At 60.2% G+C, this 12440-nt stretch carries 12 protein-coding genes; 7 read left to right on the top strand and 5 right to left on the bottom strand.

Going from position 1 to position 12440, the window contains the following annotated elements; translation table 11 throughout:
- The 4 genes from YH64_RS30300 to YH64_RS29360 form a co-directional block, all read left to right on the top strand.
- Positions 1-1576 (top strand): hypothetical protein (locus YH64_RS30300; protein ID WP_221935935.1); only part of this gene is annotated, 1576 nt, incomplete at its 5' end.
- A gap of 186 nt (positions 1577-1762) precedes the next feature.
- A complete protein-coding gene (locus YH64_RS29350) occupies positions 1763-2419 on the top strand; it encodes a DUF6708 domain-containing protein (protein WP_255444870.1) in 657 nt (218 codons plus the stop codon).
- A gap of 374 nt (positions 2420-2793) precedes the next feature.
- Positions 2794-3285, top strand: a complete 492-nt coding sequence (locus tag YH64_RS29355; protein WP_046806855.1) for a DUF6708 domain-containing protein — start codon at positions 2794-2796, stop codon at positions 3283-3285.
- Positions 3286-3560: 275 nt separating this feature from the next.
- Complete coding sequence (locus tag YH64_RS29360) at positions 3561-4133, top strand: isochorismatase family cysteine hydrolase (protein ID WP_046806854.1); 573 nt, start codon at positions 3561-3563, stop codon at positions 4131-4133.
- 60 nt (positions 4134-4193) lie between these two features.
- On the opposite strand, the gene YH64_RS30700 is transcribed toward YH64_RS29360, so the two are convergent.
- The 3 genes from YH64_RS30700 to YH64_RS29375 all read right to left on the bottom strand — a co-directional run bounded on the left by YH64_RS30700 (position 4194) and on the right by YH64_RS29375 (position 6214).
- Complete coding sequence (locus YH64_RS30700) at positions 4194-4439, bottom strand: hypothetical protein (protein ID WP_223265025.1); 246 nt, start codon at positions 4437-4439, stop codon at positions 4194-4196.
- Between the two features lie 306 nt (positions 4440-4745).
- Positions 4746-5642 (bottom strand): hypothetical protein, encoded by an 897-nt coding sequence (locus YH64_RS29370; protein WP_046806852.1) that lies wholly within the window; start codon positions 5640-5642, stop codon positions 4746-4748.
- Positions 5639-6214, bottom strand: coding sequence for a hypothetical protein (locus YH64_RS29375; RefSeq protein WP_046806851.1), 576 nt, complete (start codon positions 6212-6214; stop codon positions 5639-5641). Before YH64_RS29375 ends, YH64_RS29370 begins: the two co-directional genes overlap by 4 nt.
- Positions 6215-6461: 247 nt before the next feature.
- Here YH64_RS29375 and YH64_RS29380 point away from each other — a divergent pair, with 247 nt between their 5' ends.
- On the top strand, positions 6462-6884 hold the full coding sequence (locus YH64_RS29380; protein ID WP_046806863.1) for a hypothetical protein: 423 nt from the start codon (positions 6462-6464) through the stop codon (positions 6882-6884).
- Between the two features lie 459 nt (positions 6885-7343).
- Complete coding sequence (locus YH64_RS29385; RefSeq protein ID WP_143215607.1) at positions 7344-8285, top strand: hypothetical protein; 942 nt, start codon at positions 7344-7346, stop codon at positions 8283-8285.
- Between the two features lie 188 nt (positions 8286-8473).
- Here the strand turns inward: YH64_RS29385 and YH64_RS29390 are convergent, their stop codons facing one another.
- Together YH64_RS29390 and YH64_RS29395 are read right to left on the bottom strand one after the other, a co-directional pair.
- A complete protein-coding gene (locus YH64_RS29390; RefSeq protein WP_104145677.1) occupies positions 8474-8686 on the bottom strand; it encodes a YbdD/YjiX family protein in 213 nt (70 codons plus the stop codon).
- Positions 8687-8705: 19 nt separating this feature from the next.
- Complete coding sequence (locus tag YH64_RS29395; protein ID WP_046806849.1) at positions 8706-10787, bottom strand: carbon starvation CstA family protein; 2082 nt, start codon at positions 10785-10787, stop codon at positions 8706-8708.
- Between the two features lie 310 nt (positions 10788-11097).
- Between YH64_RS29395 and YH64_RS29400 the strand changes: the two genes are divergently transcribed.
- Positions 11098-12440: cache domain-containing protein (locus YH64_RS29400; RefSeq protein ID WP_143215608.1), on the top strand; the 1343-nt coding region annotated here is incomplete at its 3' end.

The raw sequence follows: 12440 nt of genomic DNA on the forward strand, positions 1-12440 counted from the left end.
CGTGCATCAAGCCGCCCTGCTGCTGTGCGAGCGCGTCCAAATGCTGCGCGTTCAGATCGAACTGACGCTGGGCGAGTATCAGGAATTACTCACCCAACAGATGCGCCAGGAATACGACAAGGCCGCAAAGGAAACCGGCAAGAAGGCTCGCGCGCTGATATTCAGCGGCATGCTGACCCTGCCGGGTCCGGCACAGAACCACATATTCAAAGCCACGTTCTGGGTGGCGGATACCGCTGAAGGACTGAAAAACAAGCTAACTGCAATGTCCAACGCCACGGCGGACACCCTGGAAGGCGGTTGGCGCAGCGTGGTGGTGGGCATTGGCGGCCTGGAACCGAAGGCACATGCAATAGCCGGGCAACTACGAACCACTGCTGCGGATGCAAAGCTACGGGCGCATACCGCCTTTGTTGGAATACGCGGGATGGCGAACTTGGATTTAGCGTTGTCCATGGGCGCGTTGTTCTTTCAGCAAGATGGGCTGGCAAGAAGCCTGCAAGACCTGGAGCGCGTGATGGGAGACAAATACCCAGAAGCCGTCGCGGGCGTGGCGGCAAGCGCAGTGGGGGTGGTGGGCGTCAGCATTGAAGCGACGGGGTTGGGAATAAGAAGCGTGGCCCGGGCGATGGAGAAAGCCGCTGTCGCCGAAGTACGCGCGGTGAATGCGTTGACGCTGGGCAAAGGGATGATTCGCTTTGGCGGCGTGACAAGTGCTCTGTCGGGGGTTGTTGAGGGGGTGCAGTTTGGAACTGCCGCAGTACGAGCAATGCGGTCTGGCGATGGCGAAGCACGAGACAGCTATATCTATGCTGGCATCCTGTCGGCCGCCTCCGGCTTGGCAGCAACATACGCGGCTTGGGCGAGCGCCTCCTCATTGCTAGGACCGCTTGGATGGGCTATCGCCCTGGGTATGCTGGCCTGCGCAGTTTCCATTTCTGCTAAGGGCAGCGAGTCAACGGCAATCGAACAATGGGCACGCCGCTGCTACTTTGGAAACCATGACGAAACGCCTTCCATCTGGTGGAACTCGGCCAAATCGGTCCCCAGCATCCCGAGGTACGCGAGCGAAGACCTAGAAACTCAGAAAACTACCGCGGCCAATATTGACAAGGATATAGCCATTAGCGCGCTGAATGCTGCGTTGATCGGGATGCAGACAGATCTCGAATTTCGTTTTGCACCGCGATTATCTACGTTGCCAGCCATCGGCGCAGGAATGCAATGGGGAACCACGCTCACTTATCACGTCAAGCTTCCCATGTGGGATCCGAATAAGTCGGGATACGCCATGACTTTGGCATTGAAGCGCTACTCGCCTGAGCAAATCGTAATTGCAGAGCATCACAACTCACCCAGGATTGGCGAAATATCAGACCACCCCAAGCGCCCCGGATATCGAATAGACGACCAAGCAACGCGTCGACCTACCAGAGACGCGGGTGTACTGGGCGGCTCGCTTTTGCTTGATATCGGCGAGGCTGATATCGAATTTGCAACGCTTCGAATCAAGTACTGGCCAGATATCGCTGATCAAGGAGGACACGCCGAAGTAACGGTGATCTCTACTCGGTAAGCATATTGAGCGCTGGAAAAATTGCACAAGATTCAATCCAGGAAATTAATGTCGACCAAGAATCTCCCCACTCGCAACGGACCTACGTTAGCTGCCCCACATCCAGATTGGGTCTGCGACCTCACCTTGCCCGGAGAATCCGCACCTCGGCTAGACGGCCCGCATCCCCCGCCCCCCATCAATTCGATGAACAACATTCACTTGGAAATCAGCCGCAGAGGGCAAAAATTGCGCGGGCTGATGCTCATCTTGTCCTTGGTCGGCATTGCGTGGCTCGTATTCGCAGTGCCGAAAATCATCATAGGCAGGACAGGGTTTTCTCACTTTATAAAAGCTATACCGATTACGGTCGGAATGCTTTGGTGGACCATTTTTATGATTCGGGTCGATACCGCCATTCCCCGTGACGAACCCATCCGCTTCAATCGCTTGCGCCGCAAGGTCTACGTCTACAGCTTCCACTACATATGGTGGAACCCCTTCGCCCGCTGGTACGTCACAACCCGCACCTACAACTGGGACGATCTGCGCGCCGAAGTCTGGCGCCAACGCGGCGCCACCGGGCAAGGCAGCTTGATCTTCACGTGGGGTGTATCCATCGCCGTCGTCAAACCCGGCACGAACCAAGTCATTGATCGCTTTCCGTTAAGCGTCGGGCAAGACGAGGGCAGCTCGTGGGATTACGTCCGTGCCTACATGCAGCACGGACCCGACGCATTGCCTCCCGTGGAGACGTTCAACGATCCGGACGAAGTGCCGCCCTACAACCTTGCGCTGCGTCTTGCGCCTAAAGTCAGGTGGCCGGCTCAAATGGATGCGGAGTCGCGTAGTGGACCAGGGTAGAAAGCAAAAAGGGCCTTTATCGAGCCGTCAACGCGCAGATCCGACAATTTGTTCCCAAAGATACACTCGACCCAGGCCGCACCCAAGTGACTAGAAAATTCCCAGCTTTGAATCAAACGTGCGCAGGAGGGCAGCGCGACTTGCCGCAGCCCGCTGAAGAATTTACCTCTGAAGTTCGATCTCATTCTCAGCCAGTCATTAACGCGTTGGATGGAGCTTTCCTGGAGATATCTCGTCGCTCTACGAAGATGCGCGGCCTGATGCTTTTCATATCGGGTTTTGGCTTTTTTTTACTGGCGGATTCTGTACCCCGCCTACATGCTTGGTGGACCGTTGGGAGTGGCAGTCCCGTCACGCCGATAGGGGCGTTTCTCGTGGATGTGATCCTTATATTCTTCTGCGTTCGCATTGACACTGCTATTCCGCGTGACGAACCCATCCGCTTCAATCGCTTGCGCCGCAAGGTCTACGTCTACAGCTTCCACTACATATGGTGGAACCCCTTCGCCCGCTGGTACGTCACAACCCGCGCCTACAACTGGGACGATCTTCGCGCCGAAGCCTGGCGCCAACGCGGCGCCACCGCGCAAGGCGGTTTGATCTTCACGTGGGGCGTATCCATCGCCGTCGTCAAGCCCGGCACGAACCAGGTCATTGATCGCTTCCCCCTAAGCATGGGCCAGGATGAGGGCAGCTCGTGGGATTACGTCCGTGCCTACATGCAGCACGGACCCGACGCATTGCCTCCCGTCGACACGTTCAACGATCCAGACGAAGTGCCGCCCTACAACCTTGCGCTGCGTCTTGCGCCTAAAGTCCGGTGGCCGGCGCAAATCGACGCGGAGTCGCGTAGTGCGCCTGGCTAGAAAGATGGAAACCTTGATACCGGTCCCCCGCCAGTGACCGCGCCGCAATTCGCACCTAGCTTGGCGTCCAAGTCACCTCACTTGCACAACCGCTAAAGCTGTCTGGATAACGCGGTCCGACACTTTTTTAGCTGGACATTTGTAAACTGTCTAGCTGACTTGTTTCCGTCGCCTCGTGCTAAAAAATACAGTCCCGTCCGGAACCTGATATCGATGACGCCACTACCGAAGCGGTATGCCGCGGTGAAACTGCCCGCCTTGTGGAGCCCGCGCCCATGAGCACCCTAGACACCCTCGTGCCCGCCCGCAGCGCGTTGTTGGTCATGCATTATCAGACCGACATCATCAACCTGTTCCCTTCTGTCGCGCCCACCTTGCTAGCGAATACGCGCGCGCTTTGCGACGCGGCACGGCGGCAAGGGATCAAAGTCTATTTCGCCCAGATTCGGTTCAGTCCGGGCTATCCCGAAGTCAGTCCGCTAAACAAGAACGGGCAAGGCATCAAGCAACTTGGCCTTTTCACCGGCGACCAGATTTCCCCTGAATTGGGCCGGCAGCCCGACGAGCCGATCATCATCGCGCATCGCGCCAGCGTGTTTTTTGGTACGGACCTTGAATTGCGGCTATCGGCACAAGGCATCGATACGCTGCTGATGGTGGGCATTGCGTCCACTGGCGTGATGCTGTCGTCGATTGCGCATGCCAGCGACGCAGACTACCGATTGTTTACCGTCAAAGACTGCTGCTACGACCCGGATTCGATTGTGCACGAGCACCTGTTTTCCACCGCGTTCGCGTCGCGCACCACCGTGCTGTCGCTGGTTGACGCGTTGGCGTTGCTGACGTAGCGCGCGAGTCCACGAATGGCGGCACCCCATGGACGCCGCGCGACGACATTGCGGTGTAAATCACTTGGCCGGCGCAAATATCACTTTGACCGGGTTGTCCGCCTTATACGAAGCGGAACGCGGCCCGGACTTTGGATCAAATCCGGGATGCCATGCCCGAAGCTCCGCCTCCGACAACCATTCCAGTTGCAGTTGATCGTCGGGCGCATACGACTGGAACTGCGCCAACGCATTCACCGCAGACTGGCAGTTTTCTGATACGCCGGACTTCAGGACCGAGACCTGGGTTTGCGAAGTCGATGACATGGCGCCGGGCTCAGCGCATTTGCGAACTTCTACGTGGTATTGGCCCTGTGGCGAAGGCAGATCCACAATGATTTTGTTTGGACCGCATCCCGCCAAGAGCGCGGTCGATAAAGCGAAGAGTGCAGAACTTTTTATCATTAAGCTACCTTGAACTTTTCAATGGATTCAGACGGCAAATAACACTTCCGGAAATGCTGCCTGACACCATTGTCCGCCTTTATCACAAGATGGGCCTGACTCCAGGGCCATGCAAAGCACCGTGGGTATGGACAAGGCCGACCACGGCCAGTTGCTCGACACGATGCTCTATCGGTGATCGGGAAGATCATTTAGCGTAAACCGAGGGCGCCCTTGGCCAACGTGAACGACCGCTAACGTTATGTGAACGCTGCGCTTAAGCCAGTCACGGAGGATCACGCCGGGATCTTCAATGGAAGCTCCTATCCTGCCTTTGATCAAACCGTCTGCCGTCTGAAATTCAAACGTACGCGAATTGGGAAGGATGCCCACAAACTCACCCGCGTAGGATTCCGCCGCTTCTTGTATGTTCTCTTCGCCAAGCCGGCTGGCAGAACGTGTCAGCTGGTCGAAGCCGTCGTATCTGAATATCCGATCCTTGAACTCCAGGCCGCACCAGGCCTGGTACTGAGATAACACCGATAGGAACTCAGAGATTTTCTTCACCGCACGGGGGTGGATTGCATCTACTAACTCCGCCACGTCGTCATCGCTGCCCGTGGCGGAGGCCTCTAGCAAAGACTGCATCTTCCGCAGTGCTTCTTCTGTATTCTCTTGCTCGGGGAAAAGGCCGCCAGCGGGAAGCTCGAATTCGAACCCAAACGAACCCACGGCCGTACCAGTGATCAAAAGCTGGTTTTTTTCGCGATTAGGAATTGGCCCCATCAGTTGAAGGTTGTCGTTGAGCCCGGCAACGACTGCCGCGAAGGCATCAGCAAATGCGATGGTTGCCTTTCCCCCAAAGTCAGCCGCGATTCCGTGGCTACCGATCGTCGGACGTCCTCGGAAGGTAAGCTTCACGCGTGGGGGTACTGGCGACGCCAGCTCTCGCTTGAGCGCAGCACGAACCCTGTTTAAACGATTTTCAATCGATATGCGTTGTATCGCTGCTGACGCGGGAATATCCTCCAGCATTCGCTCCAGTTGTCGGATTTCGGAGATGAGGAATTCATCACGATTAATCATGTCTCGACTCCAAGCTCGGCTTCGGCTTGAGCTAGCACTTGAACGGCGGCGAGATCTTCGGACGGCTCCAACTGCACTTGGACAAATCCCTTCCACACGCCGTCTCTTCGGTGGGACCACATGCTGTACCAGTAGGACACTGATTGAACCGACTCGGCTTTCAGCGGGCGCCCTAAAACCTCCCAATAGGCATCGACGTGATAGGTGTCCTTCACATACGTTTGATCGAAAAGACGAGGATTCCGGGCTACGAGCGCTGCCTGGTCCAGCCCATTGGGAAGATGCAAGAACGTCACGACATCCACATCACGCGGATCTCTGGCTTCAACGATCTCCACGTGTTCTGAAAAACTGCCGTTCAACCATTGAAACCCTGTGTCGATCCCAATTCCGTGAATCGCGGCGCGGAATTTCAGAAGCCCTTCAAGAATGTTCAATCGCGCGCGAGAGATCCCCATCGCGTCAACCAGCGACTGAAGTGATGATCGGTAAGGTGAACGATCCGGGTCGTGACCATGCGCACCTGGGCGTACCGGCGGAATTACGCCTTGAAGGTTCCAGGCAGGGATCATAAATTTTACCTTTTGGCCATATCAAAAATGGTTGAAATCACTATTCGATGCGACGAACCATCATAGACTCCCGGCGCACACATTCTTGCGAACAAACGGCCCGTGAATGGGGTGAATGGGTCCTACTTATGTAGCGTTACGGTAGCCCGCCCAAAATCGACACTGCTTTCCTCGGATTAGCTGCCGTTCCCAGGCGGCGTGCAAATCCAGGATGAACGGCGCGCGTGATCGGCATAAACTTGCCATCATGCCTACCTCGTCAGACCTCTTTGCCCCGCCCAAAAAGCAACTTGCTGCGCGCCAGAATTCGCTGCTGTGGGTGCTAGAGCCTCTGGAGCGCGACGCCAATTATCAACGACGGAAGATGTTTGGCTGCGATGCCGCGTATCTGGATGGCGCGCTGTATTTGGTGGTGGCCGACCGTGATGAGCCTTGGAATGGCGTCATGGTATGCACTTCGCGCGAGCGTCATGCGGCGCTGTGCGAAGAGATGCCGAGCCTGTTGCCGCACCCCGTGCTCGGCAAGTGGCTGTATCTACCGCAGTCGGATGACGCGTTCGAGGCGCTGGCCTCGCATCTGGCGGCGCTGTCACTGGCGCGCGACCCGCGTTTAGGGGTGGTGCCCAAACCGCGCAAGTCGCGCCGGAAGTCTTGGCGGTCGGACGAATAGGCGGCGCGGTAGGCGCACGGGCGCTGGAACTGTCCTGACCGGGGATGCGCGCCGGGCCAGTCTTGCCCGGCAGCCGGGCCCCGCGCGTTTGGGCTTAAACCATACCTGTCGGGCCATATTTGGCTCGATCGAGCCAAATATGGCCCGTCGTAAGTCGTTGATAAGGCGGCGCTTAGTTTTTATCGGGCCAGAACTGGCTCGGTTCTCGTTTAAAACCCGGTCAATTTCAAATCGCAGGCATTGCACCACGCTGGCTGTCACACACGATACGTTCGTAAGCCATTGATAGCGTTGAGGGTTTTGTGCCAGCGCCGCGCATGGCATGGATATTGCATTAGCCCTGGCAGCACTTCTTTTTGAAAGGCGCCCTGCCCTTGTGGCCGCGCCGCGCAACCAGGACAACGCTATGCCTACGCACGCACTTTGCCGCTGTCCGGCTTCTTGCCGGATGCCGCCACGATGACATCGTTTGCGGCTTTGCTTGCCCGGTCCCGAAACGCCGACCAGGGCTTTTATCTGTTGATCGATCCCCAGGCTGATCGCGCCGACGATAGCCCCTTGCATCCCGACAAGCTGCTGGCGCGGTTTCCAGCGGAGGCTATCGCGCCCGTTTTGCGTGCGGACATGGCACACGACACGTCCGCCTGTCCCAAGCTGATCACGTTGGCTGAAGCGGGCCAGCGGTTCGATCGGGACGTGCTGCGCCTGACGGTCAACACCGCGCTGGCCGAGCCCATCGGCGGCAAGCGCATGGTGTGCGGTTGGCTGAACAGCCCTTCGCCTTTGGCTGTATTGGCCGAGGACCTCGCGCAGCGCTGCCTGGTGCCCGATCAGGATGCGCAGCGCGTCATACCCCTATTCGAACCGTTGCGGCTGGAGTTGTTGGCCGTTAGTTTGCGCGAGCGCATGGGCTCGTGGTTGAACCCCATCACGCAGTGGATCGTGCCGAACAGCGCGGGCCGCTTGTTGCAGCTGCGCAGCCACAACAACACGCCGACGCCGATTTTCGACACGGCGGACATGAACGCGCAGCACCTGGCGCCGCTGGTTGGCAACGTGTTGACCGCATGGAAGCGGCTGGCCGATCAGCCGATGCCAGCCGACGCGCGCGTGCTGGCGCCCTTAATGCAGGACAAGCCCGGCCCCGCGACGCACGCGGCTGCCAAGGTCTTGTCGCATCTGCGGCGCACCCATGCGCTGGGGCTGCGCAACGCCTCGGACCGCGTGACCTTTGCCTTGAAGCATCTGACGGTGCACCCGCATCTGGAAACGCACCCACGTATTCAGCAGTGCATTCAAGAGGCGGTGGCCGGCAAGGCTCGGCTACTGGATTCTTTTGCGGCGCTGGGTACTGCGGAATGGCGCGACGTGCTTTACACCCTGAACAGAGTGCGGAGTTAACGATGAGTTCGAATGCCGATTCTTTCGCCTATCAGGCGCGGCTGGCGGTGTACCTAGGTGGTAATTCGCGCCCAGGTTCGGGTCGTTGAATGACCCCGCAGCTTGTCGGGCATCCCCTGCCTTCCACCACCCCCACCCCAAAATAAACAAGCCCCACACGGGGGCTTGTTTTCTGTTTTCACTCAACCTCAGCAGCAGCCGATTCGCTTCTTGCCGCCGTATCGCGCGTCCTGGCGTTCGCGGAAGAAGGCTTCGTAGGTCATCGGCTCCTGGTCCGGGTGGGTGCGCCGCATGTGCTCGACATAGGTTTCGTAGTCGGGCACGCCGACCATCAACCGTAGCGTTTGGCCCAGGTAGCGGCCGGCGGCGCCGGCTGCCGAGGTCATGTTGCTGAACAGCATGCGGCGTCTCCGTTGGGGGTCAGTCGGCGCCGGCGGCGGCCGGCAGCGCTTCGTACGGCGTCTCGCGGGACGTCGGCTTGTTCTCGGCGCGGGCGCGCTGCACCGACTTCACACCGAACACCACGATGCTGATCACCACGAACATGAAGATCGCGCACAGGCCGGCGTTGATGTAGTCGTTGACCACGACCCGCGACATTTCCTTGAGCGAATGCGCGGGCGCCAGCACATTGCCTTGCGCGATGGCGGCGTTGTACTTGTTGGCGTGGGCCAGGAAGCTGACGCGCGGATCGGCATGGAACAGCTTCTGCCAGCCAGCGGTCAGCGTGCACGCCAGCAACCACAGCGTGGGCAGGATCGTGACCCAGGCGTAGCGGTCGCGCTTCATCTTGAACAGCACCACGGTGCCCAGCGTCAGCGCAATGGCGGCCAGCATCTGGTTGGCGATGCCGAACAGCGGCCACAAGGTGTTGATGCCGCCCAGCGGATCGACCACGCCCTGGTACAGGAAGTAGCCCCAGGCCGCCACGCACAAGCCGGTGGCGATCAGGTTGGCGGGCAGCGAATCGGTGCGCTTGAGCGAAGGCGCGAAGGTGCCCAGCAAGTCTTGCAGCATAAAGCGGCCGGCGCGCGTGCCCGCGTCGACGGCGGTCAGGATGAACAGCGCTTCGAACAGGATGGCAAAGTGGTACCAGAACGCCATCATGCCCGGGCCGCCAATGGCCTGATGCAGAATGTGCGCCATGCCGACGGCCAGCGTGGGCGCCCCGCCCGCGCGCGAAATGATGGTGCTTTCGCCGACGTCCTTGGCGGTCTGGATGAGGTCTTGCGGCGTGACCACGAAGCCCCAGCTGGAGACCACTTGTGCAACCTGGTCCGGCGTGGTGCCGATGACGGCGGCCGGACTGTTCATGGCGTAGTAGATGCCCGGCTCGATCACGCAAGCCGCAACCAGCGCCATGATGGCCACGAAGGATTCCATCAACATGCCGCCGTAGCCGATGTAGCGGGCCTGCATTTCGTTTTCGATGAGCTTGGGCGTGGTGCCCGAGGCGATCAGCGCATGAAAGCCCGACACCGCGCCGCAGGCGATGGTGATGAACAGGAACGGGAACAGGTTGCCCGACCAGACCGGGCCGGTGCCGTCCACGAACTGCGTCAGCGCGGGCATCTTCAGTTCCGGCGCCACGACCACGATGCCGATCGCCAGGCCAAGAATCGTGCCGATCTTCAGGAAGGTGGACAGGTAGTCGCGCGGGGCCAGCAGCAGCCACACGGGCAGCACGGCGGCGATGAAGCCGTAGACGATCAGGATCCAGGTCAGGCCCTTGCCGTCGAAATCGAACATGGGGCCGATCACCGGGTGGGCGGCCACGTCCTGGCCGAAGGTGATGGCGGCCATCAGGCCGACGAAGCCGATGATGGAGACCTCGCCGATCTTGCCCGGGCGGATGTAGCGCAGGTACACGCCCATGAACAGCGCGATGGGGATGGTGGCGGCTACCGTGAACGTGCCCCACGGCGAATGCGTCAACGCCTTCACCACGATCAGCGCCAGCACGGCCAGGATGATGACCATGATCATGAATGCGCCAAACAGCGCGATCACGCCGGGGATCTTGCCCAGCTCGGACTTGACCAGGTCGCCCAGTGAACGGCCGTCGCGGCGGGTCGAGATGAACAGGATGGTGAAGTCCTGCACGGCGCCGGCGAACACCACGCCCGCCAGAATCCACAGCATGCCCGGCAGATAACCCATTTGCGCGGCCAGCACCGGGCCCACCAAGGGGCCGGCGCCGGCGATGGCGGCAAAGTGGTGGCCGAACAGCACGTGCTTATTAGTAGGCACGTAGTCCAGGCCGTCGTTGTGCTTCCAGGCCGGCGTCATGCGCGAGGCGTCCAGCTGGAACACGTTCTTTGCGATGAAGCGGCTGTAGTAGCGGTATGCGATCAGGTAGACGCAGACGGCGGCAATTACCACCCAAAGCGCGTTGATGGTCTCTCCTCTGGCCAGCGCCACGGTGCCCAGCGCAAACGCGCCCAGTACCGCAACCGCCAGCCAGACCAGGTGCTGACCCAGTCCCTTACTGCTGGTTTGCATAAGTGCTCCTCTTGCCTCCCGCCATGCTTGTGGCGTGAAACGCTTTTTTCGTCTCGCGGAAGGCAGACTCATTGTTGTGGGGTGGCGGGTGCGCAAGCGCCCGCGCTGCGTCCTGCTGGACGCGGGCGTTAGTATTTCGTTTTGCCCCCCCGCCAACAAGCGCGGAACTACGCAATCCGGGTACGTATTACTACGCAATGCGCCGCAACATAAAATGGCGGAATCCGGTGAATCCTCGCTGTTAATCAACATCCTCCGTCAGGCCGCCCCAATGCGGCGGCGCACCAATCACCCCTTAGACAGAATTCCCATGAAGCTGCGCTTGAAGATCCTGCTGCTGGCAGCGGTGCCGTTGCTGGTGGCCTTGGCCGCCATCACCGTGGCCGTCTACGTGCAGGGCTTGCAGCTGGCACAGCGCGAAAAGCAGGTGGTGGAAAGCGCCTGGCTGGCCAGCAAGGAAAGCGAGTTGCGCCACTATGTCAGCCTGGCCTACAGCGCCGTGGCGCCGTTGCAGGCCACGGGCGACGACGAAGCCACGCGCCAGAAAGCGCTGGAACTGCTGGCGCAGATGGAGTTCGGCCACGATGGCTATTTCTTCGTCTACGACCTGCAAGGCAAGAACCTGATGCACCCGCGCCAGCCCGAGCTGGTGGGGCAAGACCTCTGGAACCTGCGCGACACGCGCGGGCAAGCCGTCATCCAGAACCTGTTGGCGGCCGCGCGCCAGGGCGGGCAGCAAGGCGAGGTGGTGCATTACCTGTGGGAAAAGCCGTCCACGCACCAGACCGTGGAGAAGCTGGGCTATGTAGTCGTGCTGGACCGGTGGGGCTGGATGCTGGGCACCGGCATCTATCTGGATGACGTGGAGCAGGCCCTGGTGCGTATCGATGCCGCCGCGCAGGCCAACATCCGCGGCATGTTCGCCTGGGTGGCGGGCATTGCCGTGGTGTCGATCCTGTTTGTGGCGGCCTGTGGGCTGGCGCTGAACATCAGCGACCACCGGCAGTCCGACGCCAAGCTGCGCCTGATGGCCCAACAGGTGGTGCGGTCGCAGGAGGACGAGCGCGCGCGCCTGTCGCGCGAGCTGCATGACGGCATCAGCCAGGTGCTCGTGTCCATCAAGCTATCGGTGGAAGCCGCCCGGGAAAGATTACGGCAGGCGCCGCCGGCCGAACCCCAGGCCCATGCCCATATCGACAAGCCGCTGGGCGGCGCGCTGGACCGGCTGAACACGGCGGTGGGCGAGGTGCGGCGCATTTCGCATAACCTGCGCCCCACCCTGCTGGACGACCTGGGCCTGCCCGCCGCGCTGGAACATCTGGGCAGGGAATTCGCCATTCCCAGCACGGACGGCGCGCCGCCGCTGGCCGTGCGCCTGTCCACCACCGGCCAGCCTGTGAAGCTGCCGGACGCCTACGCCACCGCGCTGTTCCGCGTGACGCAGGAAGCGCTGACCAACGTGATCCGCCATGCCCACGCCACGCGCGCCGACATGACGTTGGCCTATTCGGCGCACGATCTGCGCCTGACCATCACCGACGATGGACGCGGTTTTGACTATGCACAGGTGCAGGAAGACCCGCGACGCGGCATCGGGCTGCGCAACATGCGCGAACGCCTGAACGCGCTGTCAGGCAACCTGAGTTTTCATTC

It is taken from the genome of Achromobacter sp. LC458, from assembly GCF_001005835.2.
In the GTDB taxonomy this organism is placed as follows: domain Bacteria; phylum Pseudomonadota; class Gammaproteobacteria; order Burkholderiales; family Burkholderiaceae_B; genus Achromobacter; species Achromobacter spanius_B.